Raw genomic sequence first — 22,267 nt, forward strand, 5'->3', positions numbered from 1 at the left:
ATAAATTTTCTCAAAAACCTTTATAATTATTTATGAAGGTTTTTTTTATTGATTTATCATTTTTTAAGAAAAATAAAACGATAGGTTTATATAAATTGCCTATAATAATTTTCAAAAATTAATCATACCCACTTTATTCCCTATGCAAAATTCTAAAAATCAGCTTCTTATAGCCTTTTTAGTTTTGTTTGTGTCTGTGTTCTCCTATCAGAAAACGTTTGCACAACAAACATTTTATACGAATGGCATTACAGATGAGCGCAACAATACTGTCTATGCTTTCACAAATGCTACCATTTATACAGATTATCAAACTAAGATTTCTGATGCTACCTTAGTTATTAAAGACGGCAAAATATTGGAAGTCGGAACAAGCGTAACTATTCCCAAAGGAGCAATAATTCAAGACCTCAAAGGAAAAATAATCTATCCTTCTTTTATTGATTTGTATTCTGATTATGGAATGCCAACTATTGAAAAAACAAAAAGAGGAGCTTGGTGGCAACTGCAACTTAACCCCAAAACACCTTATGCTTTCGGCAACAATGAAGCCGTAAAAGCACATCATAAAGCAAGTGAAATGTTTAATCCAAAAGACAAATCAGCAGAAAAAGAAGCTGAAAGTTTGAGAAAGCTAGGTTTTGGAGCAACTCTTTCTAACCAGCAAGATGGAATTGTGAGAGGAACTTCTGCGCTTGTGTTCTTAGGAAATGGAACAGCAAATGAGCAGCTTTACAAAATAGACGCAGCAGCAGGACTTTCTTTTAATAAAGGTTCTTCTTCACAATCTTATCCTACTTCTTTGATGGGTTCGATGGCACTTTTGCGCCAAACATACCTTGATGGAAAATGGTATTCAACAGGAGCAGGAAAAGACAAAAACCTTACTCTTTCTGCTTGGAACACACTACAAAACCTTCCTCAAATCTTCGAAGTTGATGATAAAATGAATGCGATTCGTGCTGATAGACTAGGTGATGAGTTTGGAAAACAATATATTTTTAAAGGAAGTGGCGACGAATACCAAGCCGTTGATTTAATCAAAAATACAAATGCTTCTTTTATTATTCCTCTAAATTTCCCAAATGCTTTTGATATAAATGATCCTTTAGATGCTCAATTTATTTCATTTACAGCTCTCAAACATTGGGAATATGCAGCCTCAAATGCAGCTATTCTTGAAAAAGCAGGAGTTAATTTTGCTTTCACAACAGACGGACTAAAAGACAAGTCTAAGTTTTTGGAACATCTTAGAAAAGCAGTTGGTGCAGGTCTTTCCAAAACAGCAGCTCTAAAAGCTCTTACTTATACACCAGCCAATCTTATTGGAGAAGAAAATAATTTAGGAACTTTGAAAAAGGGTGCAATTGCTAACTTTATTATCGCTTCTGGGGATTTTTTTTTATCAAAAACAAAAATACATCAAAACTGGGTAAAAGGTCAAAAAAATGAAATTGTTCCTTTTCCTAACTCTTCGTATGCAGGAATTTATGATTTGACGTTGGAAGAAGAAGGCAAACCAAAACTTTATAAGTTGGAAGTTTCGGGAGAAGAAGATAACTTGGATTATAAAATCATTGATGGAAAAGATACACTGAAAGCAAAAGCAACCTATGAAAAAGGAATTTTTGCACTTCAATTTTCTCCTCAAAACCAAACAGAAGCTACTCGCCTTACAGGTTGGTACGATTCGGAAGGAAAATACTGGGAAGGCTCTACACGCACAGCAGGTGGTAAATGGATTTCGTGGAATGCCAAAAATTCAGATTCTAACATGAAAATTAATCAAGCAATTGGAGATGCACCAAAAGTAGATTCGACACTACAAGCCTTCAAACCAATTTTTCCATTTGCTCCTTATGCGTTTCAAACACAACCAAAAGCTGAAACTGTTTTGATAAAAAATGCTACGGTTTGGACAAATGAAGCCGATGGTGAAGCAAAAGGAATACTGGAAAATACAGATGTTTTACTTGTTAATGGAAAAATAAGTAAAGTAGGAAAAAATCTTTCTGCACCAAAAGGAGCAAAAACAATTGATGGAACAGGAAAACACCTCACAAGTGGAATCATTGACGAACATTCTCATATCGCAATCTCTGGTGGTGTAAATGAAGGTGTGTATGCAAACAGTTCGGAAGTTAGGATTGGAGATGTTATCAATCCAGAAGATGTAAATATTTATCGTCATTTGGCTGGTGGCGTTGTGGCTCTACAACAGTTACATGGTTCTGCAAACCCAATTGGAGGGCAGTCTGCTGTGGTAAAATTACGTTGGGGAAAAACAGCCGAAGAAATGAAAATCAAAGGCGCACCAGAGCGAATCAAATTTGCATTGGGAGAGAATGTAAAACATTCGAATTGGGCAGAATATAATCGTTTTCCACAATCAAGAATGGGAGTTGAGCAGTTTCTGACAGATGCGTTTACGAGAGCAAAAGAGTATGAAGCAGCCAAAAAAGCAAATCCAAACACAACAAGAACAGATTTGCAAATGGAAACTCTTTTAGAAATCATTAATGGAGAACGTCTTATTTCTTGCCATTCTTATGTTGCTTCCGAAATTCTTTCTACGATGCGTGTGGCTGAAAAATTCGGTTTTAAAGTAAATGTATTTACGCATATTTTGGAGGGCTATAAAGTTGCTCCTGAAATGGCGAAACACGGCGTTGCTGGTTCTACTTTTTCGGATTGGTGGGCATACAAATATGAGGTAAAAGATGCCATTCCATACAATGCAGCACTTATGAATCAAGCTGGAGTCCTGACTTCAATTAATTCTGACGATGCCGAAATGGGTAGAAGACTAAACCAAGAGGCTGCCAAAACTGTAAAATATGGAGGTGTTTCTCCAGAAGAGGCGTGGAAGTTTGTTACTCTTAATCCTGCAAAAATGTTAGGGATTTCTGACCGAACAGGAAGTATCAAAGTAGGAAAAGATGCTGATGTTGTTTTATGGTCTGATAATCCTTTGTCAGTTTATGCAAAAGCTGAAAAAACATTTGTTGATGGTATTCTTTATTTCGACAGAGAAAATGATGAGAAATTACGTCAAGAATTAGCTGTTGAACGTGAGAGAATTATTCAAAAAATGATTTCAGCAAAAGAAGGTGGCGCAGCAACAACAGGAATAAAGTTTAGAAAGCAACATTTATGGGATTGTGAAGAAATAGATTTTGATTATTGGAAAACTGTAAATGAAGGAAAGTAATTTTTTATTTTCTAATTGAGATTTTTCCCAAAACCCTAAGAGTCTTTAAGACTCTTAGGGTTTAATAGTTTAAAAAAACAGAAATTAGTTTTTAGTAAACAAAATCATAAAAAAACACTACCTTTGCATCACAAAAAATAAGAAAGTAGTAAAGATAAAAAACGAGTAAAAATATATATAAAATGGCAGCAATTAACCTCATTTCGGGAGAACACCTTTCAAAAACGTATGGAGATAGATTCCTTTTCAATGATTTGAATTTTGGAATTTCCCAAGGTGAAAAAGTAGCTTTGGTAGGTAAAAATGGAGCAGGAAAATCTACGCTTTTGAAGATTTTAGCCAAAATAACGATGCCCGATAAAGGAGACGTTAGTTTGAGACAAGGTGTGAGAGTAGGTTATTTGGCTCAAGACCCAGATTTGCCTGAAAACAAAACGATTTGGGAAGCGATTGTACAGGCTGATAGTCCAACTATCACAGCGATTCGTAATTACGAAAATGCCATTTTGCCTGAAAATATAGAGGATGCTGAGAGAATGGAAAAAGCAATGAACGAAATGGAACGTTTGGATGCTTGGGCGTATGATGCTAAAATAAAAGAAATTACTTCAAAATTAGGTTTAGAAGATACACAAAAATCAATTGCACAACTTTCTGGTGGACAGAAAAAGCGTGTTGCTCTTGCAAAACTACTTTTAGATGAGCCTGATTTGTGGCTTTTGGATGAGCCTACCAACCATTTGGATTTGGCAACTATCGAATGGCTAGAAAATTATTGGGCTTCTGCCAACACAACGTTACTGCTGATTACTCACGATAGATACTTTTTGGATAAAATTTGTAACCGTATTTTTGAGTTGGATAACGGTCATATTTATCGTTACGAGGCAAATTATGGACAGTTCTTGGAGCTAAAGTCAGAAAGAGTTGCACAAGCACACACCGAGGCAGATAAGGCATACCAACACATGAAAAAGGAGTTGGACTGGATTAGAAGACAGCCAAAAGCACGAGGAACAAAGGCAAAATATAGAGTAGAAGCTTTTGAAGGAATAAAAGAAAAGGCTAGTAATCGTCCAGAGGGAAATAATATGGATATTCAATTTGGGTCAAAACGCCAAGGAAAGAAAATTATTGAACTTCACGATGTGAGTTTTGACTTTCAAAGTGATAGAGGAAGACAGAAAATTCTTGATAACTTTAATTATAAGTTTGTACGAGGAGAGCGAATAGGAATTATTGGTAAGAATGGAGCAGGAAAATCTACTTTTCTTTCTCTTTTGACAGGTGCATTAGAGCCAACAAAAGGACATATTGAAAAAGGAGAAAATACTCATTTTGGTTATTATACGCAGATGCCACCTTCTTTTGATGATTCTATGCGAGTGATTGAAGTCATTCAACAGATTGGAGAAGTAGCAACAATTTCAGAAGAGAGTAAACATCAAGTTTCAGCTTCACAACTTTTGACGCAATTTAATTTTCCACCAGCACAACAGTATAAAAATGTAGGTACACTTTCTGGAGGAGAAAAAAGACGTTTGCAGCTTTTACAGATTTTGATAAAGATGCCTAACTTCTTAATTCTTGATGAGCCTACCAATGATTTGGATTTGCAAACGCTTTCTGTTTTGGAAGAATTTTTATCTAATTATGGAGGTTGCTTGATTTTGGTTTCTCATGATAGGTATTTCTTAGATAATTTAGTAGAACATCTTTTTGTGTTCGAAGGAGAAGGAGAAATTAGAGATTTTAATGGAAATTATACTGATTATAGAGAAGAAGAAGCCGAAAAGCTCAAAGAGTCTCAAAATAAGCCTTCTAATAAAAATGCTCATTCGATTGCACCAGTAAAAACAAATACTTCTAACAAACTAAGTTTCAAAGAAAAACAAGAACTTGAACAACTAGAGAAAGATATTGAAAAACTAACTAAACAGAAAGCAGAACTAGTTGCTCTTATGAATAGTGGAGAAACAGATTATGACAAAATTTCGAAGTGGAGTTCTGAAATGGAAACTATTGTTGATTCACTTGATGAAAAGGAAATGCGTTGGTTGGAACTCTCTGAAAGAGAATAGAGATTTAAAAATCAATAGCTGAAAACCTAATTTGAGCAAGACTATTTTTTGTTTATCATTTGGTCTATTTCCAATTGTTTTTGGATAACCTCATCGCTAATTTCATTATTTTCATATTCGCTTTCAAGTATTTGCTCTTCCAAACTTTTTGTTTTTTCTATTGATTTATTAGGGTCAATTTTGAACCCAAATACAATAACATCATCAGTTTGGTTTCTGAGGTTTCTCCATTTAAAAAGCGTTCTTTTCAAAATAAGACGCTGTTTTTTCATAGGTTGTTCTGATACTTCTAGTAATAACTTTCTTAGGTTTTTACTATAAAATTTTGTGTTATTTTCTCCTCCAAACTGATCTTGGTAGCCATCTGAATACATATAAAAAGTAGTTGGAACTCTAATATCTATCTGATGATTAGTAAAGTCTCTAGGCATAAACTTACGAGTAAATGTTTGTCCTATGCTCATTCTATTTCCTTTTATTATTTTTATTTCATTGTTTTGAATGTAGATAAGAGGGTTTTTAGCACCTGCAAAAGAAAGTCGGTTTTGCTTATTATCTATCGTACAGATAGAAATATCCATTCCGTCTCTGACATCATCTCTACTAATAAATAATGTAGAAAAATAAGTTTGTAAAGCATCTAAAATAAGAGAAGGTTGAGTAATTCCTTTTTCTACAATTCCATTTAAAAGACTCTCTCCTATCATTGTAAGCATTGCCCCCGGAACGCCATGTCCTGTACAATCTCCCACAACTATTATTTTTTTATTGTTTGTCTCTTTACACCAAAAAAAATCACCCGAAATAATATCTTTCGGACTATAAAAAACCATATAATTTTCATTTCCTAGAATTTGAGATAATTCTTTAGAGGAAGGAAGCATAGCTTCCTGAATACGTAAAGCATACTTTATACTATCCATGGTATGCTTATTGGCTTTACTCAATTTTTCAGATTGTGTCGTTAGCTCTTCTGCTTGTTGAGAAAGTTCAGTGTTAGAAGCCATAAACTTTTTAGCTGACTCGCTTGCTACATAATTGAAGTATGCTGTAATAGTAACTACCATTACCCCAGCACTTATCAAGTTCATTATTCCAAAAGTAAACATTCCTGTTTCAGAAATTTCTTGTATGGGTGCAAAATTAGAAGTATAAAAATAAAGACCTATATAAGAAATAAAAGCAATAATATTGGACACATACGATTTCTTACTAAAATTATTTGCCAAAAATGAAGTCATCATTGCCAAGAAAAGGTAGTAATGAAAGTTGGAATCCCAACCTATAATGACAACTGCAAAAATAGCGTGTAAGATTATTTCTCCAATAGCAACGGTTAATAAAGTAGCACTATTAGAATCTATCTGCCTGTTTGCCATAAAAACAACAGCAAAAAGAAAGCAACTAGCAACATTAAAATAAGCCATTGAATAGACTCCAAAAATCAGAAAACAAACCAAAAATACTACATGAGCTGAAAACCCAAGTATTCCGACCATAGTAAGGATAGCAAAATCTCGGTGCTTTTCAGGAGGTAAGTTTTCAGGAATTTGTAAAAATGGAACGGTATCTAACATATCTAACAGAGTTAAAAAAAATAACTATTTCTGTTTGCTTATAATCATACTTTCAATAAAGTTTAAAAATAGATTAGAAGGAAAAATAATAGAATAGTTGATTAGATAACTAAACTATTTAGATATAGTTTTTTTTTATACAAAAAAATCAGATTAGTTAAACGGTAAGGCAATAATACTTTGACTTTTTTAGCAATTTAGTGCCATAGCTTTCTACTGATGACATTAATTTTTTAAATCAATGCTTGGCTTTATATTGAAAAGTTGAAAAAACAAATACATTTTTACTTTGCTTCTCTTAATTTTTCTGCTTTTGCAACAGCTAAATTTCGTTTCTTTTGGATAGTAGCCGAAATTAGAATACTCATTTCATACAAAAACCAAATAGGAATACCGATTAAACACTGACTAATTACATCTGGAGGAGTAATAAGGGCAGAAATAAATAAAATAACAATAATTGAATGTTTGCGATAGGCTTTCATTAATTCAGGCGTAACAATTCCCACTTGAGAAAGAAAAAACACAACAATAGGAAGTTGAAACATAAGTCCACAACCCAAAGTAAGCATTGCCACCGTAGTTACATAAGAAGAAATATCGATTTCATTTAGAATTGTTGCATCAACTTGATAATTGGAAAGGAAGTTAATGGATAAAGGAGCAATCAAGAAATAGCCAAAAAAAACACCAATAGCAAATAAAAGAGATACAAAAAAAGTTGCTCCTCGTGCCGTATTTCGCTCTTCATTGTACAAAGCAGGTGCTACAAAACGCCAAATTTCCCAAAAAACATATGGAAAAGCACATATAAAACCAAAGGCAATTGAAGCTGCAATGTGCATCGTAAATTGTCCAGTCATGACACGATTTTGAAGAATAAAAGGCAAACTATCAATACAGGTAATACTAGACATTTTACAGAAAAACTGATAGGTCAGAAAATTAATTTTAGATGGTCCTAAAATAATCTTACCAAAAACAATATCCTTTGCTACAAAAGCAACTACCGTAAAAACCAAAATAGCCAAAACTGCCCGAATGACATGCCAACGCAGTTCTTCCAAGTGATCTAAAACTCCCATTTCTTTTCCATTGTTAATAGTAGAAGGTAAAGAAGAGTTTTTGTTTTCTACTAAAACTGTTTCTGAATCGTTCATTGAAGGCTATCTTTATTCTTTTTTTAATAGTGCTGGTTTGTAAGTGCAAATATACGCATTAAAAAAAATCCTTTTCTAATTCAATCATAAATTAGAAAAGGATTTAGTTATAAAAAATCTAAATACAGAGAATAGTATTTATTTTCCACCTCCAGAAGAAGAACGAGAGCGAGAAGATGAACCACTACTTCTACTAGAGCGAGAAGATGAAGAACGAGTATAAGAGCCAGAGCTACTACGCCCTACTTTACTAGCTACATTAGACTTGAATCTACTCTTTGAGTTCATAGAGTTTGAAGCAGCCGAACCTGTTCCATAAGCACGTTTTCCACCTGTAGTAGTTCCATAATAAGGTCTTGAACCTCTATAATTGCGATTATAGTCATTGTATGAACTTCTATAAATAGGACGATTATTCATCATTCCAAACATAGAACTCATAAAAGCATACTGTCCATAGAATGCCCAAAAGCTGTTTCCACTACTGTTTGTTTGCCAAGAGCCATAACGTTTATTTCCTACATAGTTATTATAACCAGGAGGAGAGGGGATTTTTGAAACTTTACCGTCTTCATTTTTAGAAACAAGCTCCATTCCCATGTTATCTAAGTTTTTGTTAAATGTTTTTTCTGGAACGACAACCCAACCAGAAAGAGAATCACGCACTATTTTTCCACCTGTTGTATCTTTTGCAGGTAATATAAATTTGTATTGGTGCTTATGAACATCACTACTAAATGTATTTTCTTCTAAGTCCATGTCATGTAAAATGACAGAATAGGTTTTGTATTTGCCCAAATCACGAGTATAATTATCGACTGGGTCTTTTACTACTTTGTCAGAACTTCCTCCACAGGAAGTCAGAAACATAGATGAAAAAACTACTAAGAAAGCAGCAGAAAGATATTGAATATATTGAATTTTCATTTTTTATTATATGGATTTAAAAATAATTAGATAAATTTTGGTAAATGTTAGTTTGAATTAGAGTTTCTTTTGAGAATGGAGTTATAAAGCAACAGGAGGCTCACTAGAAGGAAGGATATTAGAAAACTCATACTCTTCTACATACTCTCCAATATATGCCTCAAAATCTCGTTCTCCAAACTGCTCTATTGAGATAGTTTTTTCTTCGTCATCATCATAATAATCCCAAGTAATCATCTCTACAGATTCTTCACGCTTTGTAGTAGCCGTATTTCTGTAATATCCAGGGCTTTCATTATCACGATAATATTTTACGCCTTCATAAGTAATTGTCTTTGGAGGGCGTTCGTTCTCTGCAATTTGGTCGTCCAAATCTTCGCCTAATTTTATCAAACGAATTTTATTTGTCAGAGCAATTTCTAATTCGCCTTCATCTTCTAGGCTTAAATAAATTTCTTCATTTGCGCTACGCAACAAAAAAGAATAAGAAAATTCGTTATCCCCCCAATCATATTCATATTCTTCGGCTACTTCCCAAGTTTTTGCATCATATTCTAAGAAAAAACCAGCACGAATATCTGTAATTCTGATATTATTAGGGTCGTAATGAGGAGTTTTATCTTCTTCTTTTTTCTTCTTTTTAAAAAATCCGAAAGGCATATAGTTAGTGATTGTATGGGTGGAAAAATTTCTATCTGACTATTTTTATTCTCTATGTATTTAAAGAATAATTTCAAGTCAAGCTTTAAAAGTAATGATTTTAGTTTTATAAAACGTAAATCAGACTGATTTTGTTGAGAGAAATATTTTTCAAAAGGAAAATACATCAAATTACTACATCAATTATAAGTGATTTGATGTATCAAAGCAGTCGTCATTATTATTTCTTAGCTCTCTTTTTGTAATGCTACCATTTCGACGAGTTTAGCAATTGTTTTTTGTATTCCTTCATTTATCTGACTGATACTTGCGTCCATCATATAACAAGGCGAAGAAACAATATTGTTGATGTCGTCAGAAATAAGTTCTGTTACAGTACACATTACAGGATTTGCGCCTGTTTTTGTCATTTCTACATTAATATCTGCAATTTGATAGGGTGATTTTTCGCTTGTTGTGCCAACTGTTAGTGTTGCTTCTATTCCAGTCCCTTCTAGTGCTTTTGCTACTGTGGTAGGCGACATACAAACGGCTGCAATGGGTTTGTTTAGTTTTACCATTTCATTTACTAATCGTTTTACGTCTGTATTTATTTCTCCATTTGCTCCTTCAAATGCCCATTTTGTAAAATTTTTGGCTACTCCGAATCCCCCTGGCATAACAAGTCCATCCATATCTTCAACACTTATTTCTGCTAAATCTTTTACGTTTCCTCTAGCAATACGTGCCGATTCTATCAAAACATTTCTTTTTTCATTCATCTGCTCTCCTGTCATGTGATTGATGACGTGATGCTGCTCTATATTTGGAGCGATACAAAAATAAGATGCACCTGCTTGTTCTAAAGCCAATAAAATCAAAACTGATTCCTGAATTTCTGCGCCATCATAAACGCCCGAACCTGATAACAAAACACCTATTTTCATAACTACTTTTATTTTTTTTGTGGAAAATCTTTTTATATAGTTGTTTAAGAATAGGTGGGTATTTGTTGGTGTCGTTACGCTAAAACACCAACAAAGGTTAGGTTTTATCTCTTGTAGAATTGCATTTACAAATGCATTTCTAAGAAAATCACAAATTCTTAAACAGTATTTATAGTATTACTTCAAAAATATAAAAATCAGTTTGAATTAGAAAATATAAACGTATGCTCAGTAATGAGAATTTATAAAGAAACTGAAAATTGATTTTTATATCAAAAAAAATAATAGTTTTGTATTATAAATCAATAACGTTAAATCTACTCACTAAAAATGAACGAATTTTTTACTTTTATGGGAATGGGAATCGAACACATTCTACAATTTCCAGAGGGCTACGACCATTTACTTTTTATTTTAGCTTTGAGTGCTATTTATACTTTTTCAGAATGGAGAAAAGTTTTTTTATTAGTTACTGCTTTTACAGTTGGGCATTCTGTTACTCTGCTTTTGACAGTTTCTGATATTTCACCAATTCCTAGTTCTGTGATTGAATGGCTTATTCCTTTGACAATTATTATCGTTTGTATCTTAAATTTTTTTACAAAGACAGAAGATAAATCAAAAAATATAGATTTAGATATTTTAGACTTACCAAATAAAGATGAAAAAATAGTTTCATCAAAAATGATTCGTCGTTATAGTATTGCTCTGCTTTTTGGACTGATACACGGTTTGGGTTTTGCTAATTATTTACGTCAGATGTTACCTGACTCTTTATTTTCTCCTCTTTTAGGATTTAATGTTGGTTTGGAAATAGCTCAAATTTTAGTCGTTTTGGTAGGTTTAGCTATTGGTTTTGTAATGATGAAGTATCTTGACTTTACAAAAAATCGTTGGAAGTTAATTCTGTCTGCTATTGTTTTAGTTTTTGCTTTGCATCTTTTTGTGATGCAGACATTGGCTCTTTTTGAATAGAATGTCGTTAGATAGGATAACGGCAAAGTTTTATTAAATATACTCAATATTATAACGTGAACTCGGTATTATATTTTTCAATTTTTACTCCTTTAGGAGTTCAATGTTGGTAGCAAATAAAGCAAAAAAGAAGCTCTTTACTCCTTTAGGAGTTGTATATTTATTTCTCCATATCAAAGATTTATATGTAGTTCCTACGGAACAATTTGATTTTAATCTTTTATTTTCTACCAACATATAGTCCCGATGGAACAGAATGCAGAAAATAGCGTGTAAATAGTTGATTTATAGCTTATTAAAACCCGAGTTCACGTTTTTCTACTACTGCCTTGAACTATTTGCAAAATTTAGCATAAAAAAGAATTCTATTTTTGTTCAGGCATAACAAAACTTTTCCTAGAACTTAAACCTTAGAAAACCAAGAGCAAAAGAAATATTATTTCCTCCATCTTCTATATCCAAAATGAAAGAAGTAATATCTTGTGTACTAAACCCTGCTTCATAGTGTCCTCTTCGTGCGTGGTACGTTAAGCCAACAGGAATATTGATGTTAAAGTCTTGATTACCTCCCGTACTGACTCCAGAAGAAAGTGTTAGTAGTTTGCTCAAACGAAGATCTCCACCAATAGCATATAAATTACTTGCCAAACTACCAGGGGCATCTATATTAAGAGGTACAACTACGTCAAATCCTAAATGAGCCGTTTTGAAAAACTCATAGCTACCACCCAAACGCAACATAGCAGGAAGCTCATCGTCAAATTTTTCGCTACCTTCCCAAGATAAAGCTGAACCCTCTCCTCCTAACTGAAATGTTTCTGATGAATAGGTTATAAAATTGTAGTTATCAAAACCTCTTCCTTGCGTTTGCGCCAAAATTCCGTTTGTTATATTATAAACATTTCCTGTCCAAGACATTCTTCCATAATTTACAAGAGAAGCTCCTAAATATAAATTCCTTTTAATGACAATATTTAACCCAAAATCAATTCCATAGCCATTTCCTATGGGTTTGGGAGTAGCAAAACGAGCAAAACCTTTTTTAGGCTCATAACCTAGATTTGTAGGACTATCAATACTGAAACCTTCTACTGGAAAAGAGGGAGAAAGAGCAATTGTTTCGCCTATGAATACATTATTTCTAGCCTCTAAATCTATAAGTGTAATACCACTAATATAACGAACGCCAATCCCTGCAAATACTTGTACATTATAACTATCTACTATTTTTGTTCCGTAAGCAAAATTATATTCTCGTGTCCAAAGCATCTGAACAGTAGAGTTATTCATAACTTCTCCATACGTTAATGATTCATTTTCTGGACGAAAACCAAAAACAACTTGGTCTCTTGTAGCTTGAGGCAAGTCAGAGCTATTGGCAATAGTTTGTCCATTTGATAACAAAAGATTTGTAAAGTAAGAAGCATTTTGTCCTAAAAATAAAATTTCACTAAGTGTAGAATTTGTTTTACTATAAAAATCCAGTCTATCACGAATGCTAAAAGCAAAACCACCAAGCTTTTCAGAGCTAAGATGAAGACCAAATAAGGTAGAGTTTATGGTAGTGGAAATAGAACCACTTGTCAAGTCTCTTGCTGCTTTTTCCTTTTGAGGATAAGTAAGTTGATAGTTATCTCCACTATTAAAAGTTTTTGGAAAATAACTTTTCAGAATCTGGTCAAATGTTATATTTTCTGTATAAAAGCCAATATTACCCTCCAGAAAGCCAAATGTAATTTTTGGGTCTCTAAAACTCTTACGAATAGCTAAGTTAGCAGGGTTTACTCCAATGGCTTGATAATCAGTAGCAAAAGTTGTGGCCACACCTCCCCTTCCTGTTACTCCATAAGAAGTTAATTCTTGTGCAAAAAGTGTATTAGTTATCCAAAATGAAAGAGTAATAGTAAAAAATAGTATTTTTGGTATAACTATTTTTAATTTATTATTAACCATCAAAGTTTTAGAAAATCGTTGTAGTAGGAAAGTTGATTTCATTTATTTATTGATTAACCTTTAACTAAAATCATAAATGCTGTATAAAGATTGATAGACAAAAATACAAATAAAAGATGTTAAGAAAAAGGATAGTATCTTGTTTTGTAATTAGTATCAAAAATTACTTAGATTCTTTCAAACAAACAACTTTATTGAGTTTTTAATTACGTATTTTAAAATAAAATATCATTTTATAATTATTAAATAGACTTATTCTTATTTCAGAACCACCTATGAAAAATATTTATCACAGTATTGGACTCATGTCAGGAACTTCGTTAGATGGACTTGATATTGCACTTTGCCAGTTTGAAAATTATACAAAAAATGATTCCTCACTATGGAATTATGAGATTATCAAAACAGGATTTGTAGAATATAATCAAAGTTGGAAACAAAAATTACAAAATGCTCATCTTTTATCAGCTTTAGAACTCAAAAAATTAGAAGCAGAATGGACAAATTTTTTAGTAAAAGAAGTAAATAAATTTGTTTTACAAAGTAAAGAAAGTAGTAAGTTTAATTTTTCCCTAAAGTCAAATTTAGATTGCATTTCTTCGCACGGACATACTATTTTTCACCAGCCTAATTCAAAAAAAGAAAAAAAACAAGAGATTGGTTTTACTTTTCAAATGGGAAATGGGGCAATGTTATCAGCTCAAACAGGCTTTAAAGTCATTTGTGATTTTCGGCAAACTGATGTTGCTTTGGGTGGACAAGGCGCACCACTTGTTCCGATAGGCGATCAACTTCTTTTTTCTGACTATGATTTTTGTCTGAATTTGGGGGGGATAGCAAATATTTCTTTTAATAAAGATAGTGCAGATAAAAACAATATAGATACTCGTTTTGCTTTTGATATTTGTCCTTGTAATATGGTATTAAATTATTTATCTAATAAATTAGGTTTTGAGTATGATAAAGGAGGAAATTTATCCAAAGAAGGAAAAGTAAATAAAGAATTACTTCAAAAATTAAATGATTTAGATTTTTATAAAGAAGATTATCCTAAATCTTTAGGTAGAGAATGGGTAGAAAAGTTTGTTTTTCCTTTATTAGAGTTAGAAAAATCAACAATTAAAGATTTATTACATACCTGTACATATCATTCAGCTTTTCAGATTGCAGAAAGTATAAAAAAAATTGAATCAGAGAGCTTCTCAAAATCAAAAAAGAAAGTATTAGTCACAGGAGGAGGAGCTTACAATGATTTGTTAATCAATTATTTGCAAGAGTTTTTACCAAATATCAATGTAGAAAAGGGGAGCAAAATGCTTATTTCCTATAAAGAAGCTCTAATTTTCGCTTTTTTGGGCATTTTAAGACTTAGAGGAGAAATCAATACATTAGCTTCCGTTACAGGAGCAACAAAAAATAGTTGTGGAGGAAGTATTTATTTAGCAGAGTCAGAATTTTCTATCTCTTCAGGATTATGAATAACAGGTTGAGAAACTGTTTGAATCATGTAATTTTCTTTATGATTATCTTCTGTACTAAAGAGTTCAGAGTAGTTTTCAGCTTCTTGCCTTTCTTGTATCTTCATAAAAAGAGCAAAAACAAACAAAGGTAATATGATAAGAGCTGACCATTGCAAAGTTGTTAGTTTGAATTTTCTTTTACTACTAGAATGATTCATTATAATTATTTTTTTTGTTAGTTGTGTGTTTTGCTTTGATAATCAACAGTTTTAAAATATTTTTTTTTAAAGAAATAATCAAAAAAAATAAATTTCAAGCAAAATAGTAATTGACAAGATTAGTATGTGTGGTAGGTTGTTAATACAAATGTAATGGTTTTATTTGAGAATAAAAATTACATTGTGTGTTTTTTTATGATTTTTCGGTAAGTCTGATTCCTTAGTTGATAAACAGGAAAGACAGAAACTCAGTAAAATAGATAATTCAAGTCAAGAATAAAATTTGTTTCGACTTTACTAAGATAAAAGTTTAATGAAAAACGGTAAAAAAGTCTTGCAGCAATTTGTGTAAAATCAACGTGATTAAAAGTAATGAATGTTTTTGTTTAATTTTAATCTATTGTAATTCTATGAAAAAATACCTACTTACTTCGTTTTCAATCTTACTATTTTTCTACTCACAAAATTCCTTTGCCCAAAACAAAAAAGAAAAGCAAGACACTACTAAAAATCAAAAACAACCTATTCCAATAAAAGAATATTACGAAAGTGGGCAACTCAAAGTGGAAGGTTTTGTCAAAAATAATCGATACGATAGCACTTTTATTTCTTATTATGAAAATGGACAGATAAAGGCACAGGGGAGTTTTAAAGATTGTGTTTTTGAAACAAATGCGATTAGAATTGAAGTTTTAGGGTTTGCATACTGTAATACAGGAAGTTTTTATAAAAATAATGAATTAACAAAAATTTTAGATGGGAATAGAAATGGACAATGAAAATATTATTATGAGAATGGACAACTAAAAGCAAATGAAAATTATCTTTGTGGAAAGAGAATAGGCTTACAACTTGAATATTATTATTTTGGAAAATTAAAATGTAACACTTTTAATAGTGTAGAAGGTTCTATAGAAATTTATTATTACGAAAATGGAAATGTAAAAAGTATGATTAAATATAGTACAGAATATGAACCTAATACAGAAAAGGATAGTACAGTTATCAAAATAAAAATAATAGAAACCATAGAGTATTATGAAACAGGAGAACTAGAATATACATCTAGAGAAAGAAATGGAGATGAAGATGGAAAATGCTTTGAATACTGGAAGAATGGATTTGTTAAAATGAAAGAAGAATTTAAAAATGGGCTAGAGAATGGAACATTTGTAGATTACTATGAAAATGGAAATGTTGAATGGCAGGCAGAAATGAAAGATGGAGAATATCATGGAAAACAATATCATTGTAATCAAGAAGGAAAATTAATCAAAACAGAAACTTGGGAAGATGGAAAACTCATCAAAACAGAAATTCCCAAACAAGAATAAAATATCACCAAAACACAAAAAAATCCCTTCTCAAAATGAATTGAAAAGGGATTTTCTTAAAAACGAGAGTTCAAAAATCACTTATTCCTCTGTCTTCTTTGTTTTTTGCTTTTTGATTTTGACAGTCAGTTCTGGTTCACCTTCTTTATGGTCTGCCATTAGCGTATCGCCTTCCTGTACTTCGCCTTTCAAAAGCTCTTCGGCAACTGGGTCTTCCAAATATTTTTGGATAGCTCGGTTGAGTGGTCTTGCTCCGTACTGCTTATCAAAACCTTTTTCTGATAAGAAGTCTTTTGCAGCTTCTGTTAGTTCAATGTCATATCCCAAAAGTTTAATTCTATGGAAAAGTTTATCCAATGAAATATCAATGATTTTGTGAATATGTTCTCTTTCAAGAGAATTAAAGACAATTACATCATCTAAGCGATTCAAAAACTCTGGAGAAAATGCTTTCTTTAGAGCTTTCTGAATAGTATTTTTCATCAAATCGCCACTTATATCTTCTTTAGCTTGTGTAGAAAAACCTACACCTGCACCAAAGTCTTTGAGCTGACGAACTCCAATATTCGAAGTCATGATAATAATAGTATTTCTGAAATCTACTCTACGACCTAAGCCATCAGTAAGGATTCCATCATCAAGCACTTGTAATAAAATATTGAAAACATCTGGGTGTGCCTTCTCAATCTCATCAAGCAAAATGACGCTATAAGGTTTACGACGAACTTTTTCAGTAAGCTGTCCACCTTCTTCATAACCTACATATCCCGGAGGCGCACCTACCAAACGAGAGATAGAGAATTTCTCCATATACTCACTCATATCGATACGAATAAGTGCATCTGGACGGTCAAAAAGATAAGTAGCCAATACTTTTGCAAGTTCTGTTTTACCTACACCTGTTGGTCCTAAGAAAACAAAAGAACCGATTGGTTTATTTGGATCTTTCAATCCTACACGAGTACGCTGAATTGCTTTTGTAAGTTTGACAACAGCTTGGTCTTGTCCGATAACCTTTCCTGTCAAGGCTTCTTTCATTCCCAAAATCTTTTGTCCTTCACTTTGTGTAACACGTTTTACAGGGATTCCTGTCATCATCGCAATTACTTCTCCGATATTATCTTCTGTAACTGGATAAGTTTGTTTGCGTGTTTCGTGTTCCCACTTATATTTTGCACGTTCTAATTTTTCAATTAGGCGTTTTTCTTTATCTCTAAGTTGTGCAGCTTCTTCGTATTTTTGGCTTTTCACAACTTGATTTTTTTCTACTTTTACGTCTTCGATATCAGCTTCTAGTTTCGTAATTTCTTCTGGAACGTGAATATTATTAATATGCACTCTTGCACCAGCTTCATCCAAAACATCAATTGCTTTATCTGGCAAGAAACGGTCTGTAATATAACGCTCTGAAAGTGTTACACAAGCCTTAATTGCTTCTTCATCATACTTTACATGGTGATGAGATTCGTACTTGTCTTTAATATTATCTAAAATTTGTACGGTTTCCTCTACATCAGTAGGTTCAATCATAACCATTTGAAAACGACGAGCTAATGCGCCATCTTTCTCAATATACTGACGATATTCGTCTAAAGTCGTTGCACCAATACATTGTATTTCGCCACGAGCAAGTGCTGGTTTGAACATGTTAGAGGCATCAAGAGAGCCTGATGCGCCACCTGCACCAACGATTGTATGAAGCTCATCAATGAAAAGAATAATATCTCTATTTTTTTCAAGTTCGCTCATAACAGCTTTCATACGTTCTTCAAACTGTCCACGATATTTTGTACCTGCAACAAGTGAAGCAAGGTCAAGCGTAACGACACGCTTACCAAATAAAATACGTGATACCTTGCGTTGCACTATCCTCAAGGCTAAACCTTCGGCGATGGCAGTTTTACCAACCCCTGGTTCACCTATCAAAATAGGATTGTTTTTCTTACGACGAGAAAGAATTTGAGCTACACGCTCAATTTCTTTTTCACGCCCAATGATTGGGTCTAATTTGTCATCTTCGGCAAGTTTGGTAAGGTCTCTACCAAAGTTATCTAAAACAGGAGTACGTGATTTTTCGGTTGATTTTCCTTGAGATGAACTTCCTCCTCCAGAGGGTTCTCTTCCACCACCAAAAATACGTCCTTCATCATCATCATCTTCTGTTGCAGATGTGATGGGTTTGTCAGTGTGATATTGGAGCATTTCTTTTACTACTTCGTAGGTTATATTGAATTTTTCTAAAATATGTGTAGCAATGCTATCCTCATCTCTCAAGATAGATAAAAGCAAATGTTCTGTACCGATTAAGTCAGCTTTAAAAATTTTTGCTTCTAAATATGTTATTTTCAAGACTTTTTCAGCCTGACGAGTGAGAGGAATATTGGCTAGATTGCGAACATTATATGTTGCTGTTCCTTGTGAATGGCGTTCGATTTCGGCTTTGAGTTCTTCTACCGTAACACCCAATTTTTTTAAAATATTGATGGCACTTCCTTCTCCTTCTCGTATCATTCCGAGCAATAGATGTTCTGTACCTATATAATCATGTCCAAGCCTTAAAGCCTCTTCTCTAGCAAGAGAAATTACTTCTTTGACTCTATCTGAAAATTTGGCTTCCATAAGCAGGTTGTATATTGATTTTGGTAAAATATATCTTCTTCATAATTGCTTTATATCTAATTTTTAAAGCAACTATTTTGGTTTTTCTATTCTATAAATAAGCAAAAAATATCTGTTATTTACAACTTTAGAACGGTGTAAAGCAATAAAATGTTTAGTCTGTACTGCTTTATAAACTACTTTAAACTTTAGATTCTAATTTTTCAATAGAATTAACTTATTGATTTACTTACTCTTACTCCTTTCTTTTACTTTTTGTAGAATTTTTTATGTGATAGATAATGACTTGCTCTTTTATAAAGATTTGATAAGGTTTAGAGCATTTGTACCCTCGTTAAAGAGTAAGTCTAAAATACTTAAGTTGTTTTCAAAAATAGTGTTTTGTTTTTCTTCATTATCAGTTAGACTACCTTCATTTTCAAACTTGTTGCCAAAGGTTTGATAGTAAGGTTTATGTGAAAAAATGGCAGGTTTTTTTGGTGAAATAGTGTTTCGCTTATCTAATATTTCGTTACTGGGTTCTTTTTCAAAACTTTCTGTTGTTTGTAAAGGGATAGAAGTACGTAGTAATTTCTGACAGATAGTCAGTAGTTTGTAATTAAATTCCCATAAGAGAGCAGGAGGATTTTCATAAATTGGTTCTAAAAAATCAGCATAATGAATAAAAAAAGGACTTTTTCCATAAGCTGATTTTATACTTTGCCAGTGCTGACGATTCCAATCTGTTTTATAATCAATCTTTACTTCTGTAATGAGCGTCTTCTGACTTCCTTTCTGAACAGGAACAGTCAAAGCTAGTTTTCCATTTGCCCCTAAAATATAAGTACGGTTTCGGTAGCTTTGTTTATTAAAATTTTCGTGGGCTTCTAAAATTACTTCTTTTCCTAAATTATGAGCTTCTAAGATAGTTTTCCAATAATCTAAACAAGGGAGATGATGAAGTTCTATGAGTATATTTTGCATTCTTTTTTGATTTTTCATTTTGATAGATTTGTAAAAATACAAATAAACAGTAGAATGCTAAATACATAATTTCAAACTTGCAGAGCCTAGTTAAAGTTAGACAAATAATATTTATATAAATAAATTGTTAATCAATTCTAAAACTTTTATGCACATCATAATCACTAAAAATCATAAACGTATTATTTTCATTCTTGATTTTTTTTGATGTCCTTTTTGATAAATAAACCCAAAAAATCTCTTTTAAATCAATATCTTCAAACCATTGAGAAGTCATTATAAAATTTCCATTGTCTGTTTGGCAAGTAGTTCTCACAATTCTTTTCATTGTTCCTTTTGGAGTCCAAGTTTTACCTAAACTAATATCACTAAATTCATTAGTATTTTTTAGTACATAGTTTAGAGGTTTATTAAATCTCATCGTAATTAATACTTGCCCTTTGTATTCTTTATCTTTATTCCAAGTCATGATTATATTCTTACCTTTTTTTAGTTTTGTTGGCTCATAATAATTTTCTTTTGAAACGTTTTCTTTGTCTATTTTAAAATTTATACTTACTTTTTTGGGCAAGTAAAGTTGTGTAGAGATGCTATCAATATTTTCTTTCTTATTACCATTCAAACTTACTCGAATAGTCTTTCCCCAATACTCATCAAAATCAGGTTTATTCCCCCCAAACCCTAAATGTCCGTATCCATTCATTTTTTTCTTGAACTCCAAATCATTTACAAACCAAGAACCTCCATCAAGGTCTTTAACTATATTGTTTTCTATTTTATAGATACCTCCACTTGCTCTATTAATGTTATCTCCTATTCCATACAAATCAACACTATACAAGCCAAAATATCCAGTACAGTCATCACACCGAGGAGAATCCATAATCATCTCATTACAATCAAGAGTTTTGTCAGTATCATTTTTTTTAGATTGAAAAAAACAGCTTGATATTGTAGTAGTAATTAATAGAAAAATACACGTTTTTAAAAAATTCATTTTTATTTTTTTTTTAAGTATTAAAATTAATCTCTAGCTGTCGCTCAAAGATTGCCGTCACTTGGCTTTGCCGATATATTGATAAGAATCTTTTTGATAAAGACCATTGTAATACTGACTGGTAAAAAAAGAAGCTGAACACAAAGCGATTATGGCAAAGAGTGAAATAACATAAGTTTTCATAAAACAAAATTTATAGAGTGATAGTCTTCCTCCGTGGAAGTATTTATACTATAATCTGAGAAAGAGGTTAAAACGGATATGAAACTTCTATTTTTCTTAAAAAAAAATGAAAATACTTTTGTTAGCGAATAATAGACATAAAAAACTCTTCAAAAAATATCAATCATTGATATTTTTGAAGAGTTTTTAATTATTTTACTCTTGTTTTCCTAATTTAAAATTTCTTAGTTTAATGGAAAAGTAAGACCTAAGTTTACAGATAAAACGCCATTACGAGCAGTAACATTATCACTATCATAAATATTAGAAAGACCTAAGTTATAACGAACATCAGGTACTAACCACATTCTTTCTCCTACTCTTATATGAAGACCAGCACCAAATGCAGCACCAAAATCAGTACCTTTAAATGTATTATCTGGATAATCTTCATAATCACCACTTCCTGATTTAGCTTGTGAATTAAGTAAAAATCCTAAATAAGGACCTGCGAATAGTTCTGGACGGATGTTCATTTCAGAACTACCCATATAATAATTAAAAAGAAGAGTAGTACGAAGGTAATCTAATTTTACTGTAGCATCATCAGTAGTTATATCTATTCCACCTACATTTAGAGTGCTACCTTCATTGACAGCACCTTGAGAAGAGTAATCAACCTCAAAAGAAAGACCAACACTTTCAGCAACACTATAATTTAGCAAAGCTCCAATATTGAATGCTGTCCTGTTAGAAGCATCTTTTACATCTTCACCTCTAAAATTAGCTAAATTTACTCCACCTTTAATACCAAATGAAGTTGTAGATTGTGCATAAGAAGAAAAGCTGATTGAAAAACTAATAGTTGCCACAAGAAGAAGGGCAAAGAAAAACTTAGAAAATGATTTATTGATTGTTTTCATAAAAATAAAGTTTAAAAAGTTGAATAAAAAAAAATGATTCAGTTATAAGAACGGCTATAGAGTATTTTTGTTTTAATTATTGAATAATGAAAATTGGATTTTGATGATTTTGTTACCTATC

Annotated in this window: 18 protein-coding genes; 6 read left to right on the plus strand and 12 right to left on the minus strand. The window is 32.2% G+C overall.

Annotated elements, in window-relative coordinates:
* The first annotated feature begins 142 nt into the window (after positions 1 to 142).
* Both WAF17_RS21800 and WAF17_RS21805 read left to right on the plus strand, forming a co-directional pair.
* Positions 143 to 3,211, plus strand: a complete 3,069-nt coding sequence (locus WAF17_RS21800) for an amidohydrolase family protein (protein WP_338764427.1) — start codon at positions 143 to 145, stop codon at positions 3,209 to 3,211.
* Between the two features lie 182 nt (positions 3,212 to 3,393).
* Entirely contained in the window at positions 3,394 to 5,292 is a 1,899-nt protein-coding gene (locus WAF17_RS21805) for an ABC-F family ATP-binding cassette domain-containing protein (protein ID WP_338764428.1), read from the plus strand.
* 41 nt (positions 5,293 to 5,333) lie between these two features.
* Here WAF17_RS21805 and WAF17_RS21810 read toward each other — a convergent pair whose 3' ends face one another.
* The 5 genes from WAF17_RS21810 to elbB all read right to left on the minus strand — a co-directional run bounded on the left by WAF17_RS21810 (position 5,334) and on the right by elbB (position 10,542).
* A complete protein-coding gene (locus tag WAF17_RS21810; protein ID WP_338764429.1) occupies positions 5,334 to 6,869 on the minus strand; it encodes a SpoIIE family protein phosphatase in 1,536 nt (511 codons plus the stop codon).
* 284 nt (positions 6,870 to 7,153) lie between these two features.
* Positions 7,154 to 8,029: a twin-arginine translocase subunit TatC gene (tatC, locus tag WAF17_RS21815; RefSeq protein WP_338764430.1), complete on the minus strand. Its 876-nt coding sequence runs from the start codon at positions 8,027 to 8,029 to the stop codon at positions 7,154 to 7,156.
* A 138-nt stretch (positions 8,030 to 8,167) separates the two neighbouring features.
* Positions 8,168 to 8,956 (minus strand): hypothetical protein, encoded by a 789-nt coding sequence (locus tag WAF17_RS21820; protein ID WP_338764431.1) that lies wholly within the window; start codon positions 8,954 to 8,956, stop codon positions 8,168 to 8,170.
* An 81-nt stretch (positions 8,957 to 9,037) separates the two neighbouring features.
* Positions 9,038 to 9,616, minus strand: a complete 579-nt coding sequence (locus tag WAF17_RS21825) for a DUF4178 domain-containing protein (protein ID WP_338764432.1) — start codon at positions 9,614 to 9,616, stop codon at positions 9,038 to 9,040.
* 227 nt (positions 9,617 to 9,843) lie between these two features.
* Positions 9,844 to 10,542, minus strand: a complete 699-nt coding sequence (gene elbB, locus WAF17_RS21830; RefSeq protein WP_338764433.1) for an isoprenoid biosynthesis glyoxalase ElbB — start codon at positions 10,540 to 10,542, stop codon at positions 9,844 to 9,846.
* A gap of 330 nt (positions 10,543 to 10,872) precedes the next feature.
* Here elbB and WAF17_RS21835 point away from each other — a divergent pair, with 330 nt between their 5' ends.
* Positions 10,873 to 11,517: a HupE/UreJ family protein gene (locus WAF17_RS21835; protein ID WP_338764434.1), complete on the plus strand. Its 645-nt coding sequence runs from the start codon at positions 10,873 to 10,875 to the stop codon at positions 11,515 to 11,517.
* Between the two features lie 396 nt (positions 11,518 to 11,913).
* Here the strand turns inward: WAF17_RS21835 and WAF17_RS21840 are convergent, their stop codons facing one another.
* Entirely contained in the window at positions 11,914 to 13,512 is a 1,599-nt protein-coding gene (locus WAF17_RS21840) for a DUF5723 family protein (RefSeq protein ID WP_338764435.1), read from the minus strand.
* Between the two features lie 233 nt (positions 13,513 to 13,745).
* Between WAF17_RS21840 and WAF17_RS21845 the strand changes: the two genes are divergently transcribed.
* Positions 13,746 to 14,948: an anhydro-N-acetylmuramic acid kinase gene (locus WAF17_RS21845; protein ID WP_338764436.1), complete on the plus strand. Its 1,203-nt coding sequence runs from the start codon at positions 13,746 to 13,748 to the stop codon at positions 14,946 to 14,948.
* Here WAF17_RS21845 and WAF17_RS21850 read toward each other — a convergent pair.
* Positions 14,906 to 15,148, minus strand: a complete 243-nt coding sequence (locus WAF17_RS21850; protein WP_338764438.1) for a hypothetical protein — start codon at positions 15,146 to 15,148, stop codon at positions 14,906 to 14,908. The genes WAF17_RS21845 and WAF17_RS21850 overlap by 43 nt on opposite strands.
* Positions 15,149 to 15,558: 410 nt before the next feature.
* Between WAF17_RS21850 and WAF17_RS21855 the strand changes: the two genes are divergently transcribed.
* A complete protein-coding gene (locus tag WAF17_RS21855) occupies positions 15,559 to 15,927 on the plus strand; it encodes a hypothetical protein (protein ID WP_338764439.1) in 369 nt (122 codons plus the stop codon).
* Positions 15,928 to 16,098: 171 nt separating this feature from the next.
* On the plus strand, positions 16,099 to 16,482 hold the full coding sequence (locus tag WAF17_RS21860) for a hypothetical protein (RefSeq protein WP_338764440.1): 384 nt from the start codon (positions 16,099 to 16,101) through the stop codon (positions 16,480 to 16,482).
* A gap of 81 nt (positions 16,483 to 16,563) precedes the next feature.
* Here the strand turns inward: WAF17_RS21860 and WAF17_RS21865 are convergent, their stop codons facing one another.
* The 5 genes from WAF17_RS21865 to WAF17_RS21885 form a co-directional block, all read right to left on the minus strand.
* Positions 16,564 to 19,101 carry an ATP-dependent Clp protease ATP-binding subunit gene (locus WAF17_RS21865; RefSeq protein WP_338764441.1) on the minus strand — a complete coding sequence of 846 codons (2,538 nt, stop codon included), beginning with the start codon at positions 19,099 to 19,101 and terminating at the stop codon, positions 16,564 to 16,566.
* 294 nt (positions 19,102 to 19,395) lie between these two features.
* Positions 19,396 to 20,082 carry a WbqC family protein gene (locus WAF17_RS21870; protein WP_338764443.1) on the minus strand — a complete coding sequence of 229 codons (687 nt, stop codon included), beginning with the start codon at positions 20,080 to 20,082 and terminating at the stop codon, positions 19,396 to 19,398.
* A gap of 109 nt (positions 20,083 to 20,191) precedes the next feature.
* Complete coding sequence (locus WAF17_RS21875; RefSeq protein ID WP_338764445.1) at positions 20,192 to 21,061, minus strand: hypothetical protein; 870 nt, start codon at positions 21,059 to 21,061, stop codon at positions 20,192 to 20,194.
* A gap of 57 nt (positions 21,062 to 21,118) precedes the next feature.
* Positions 21,119 to 21,244: a hypothetical protein gene (locus WAF17_RS21880; RefSeq protein ID WP_338764447.1), complete on the minus strand. Its 126-nt coding sequence runs from the start codon at positions 21,242 to 21,244 to the stop codon at positions 21,119 to 21,121.
* A 224-nt stretch (positions 21,245 to 21,468) separates the two neighbouring features.
* Positions 21,469 to 22,146, minus strand: a complete 678-nt coding sequence (locus tag WAF17_RS21885; protein ID WP_338764448.1) for a porin family protein — start codon at positions 22,144 to 22,146, stop codon at positions 21,469 to 21,471.
* Between the last annotated feature and the right edge of the window lie 121 nt (positions 22,147 to 22,267).

It is taken from the genome of Bernardetia sp. ABR2-2B, from assembly GCF_037126435.1.
Lineage (GTDB): Bacteria > Bacteroidota > Bacteroidia > Cytophagales > Bernardetiaceae > Bernardetia.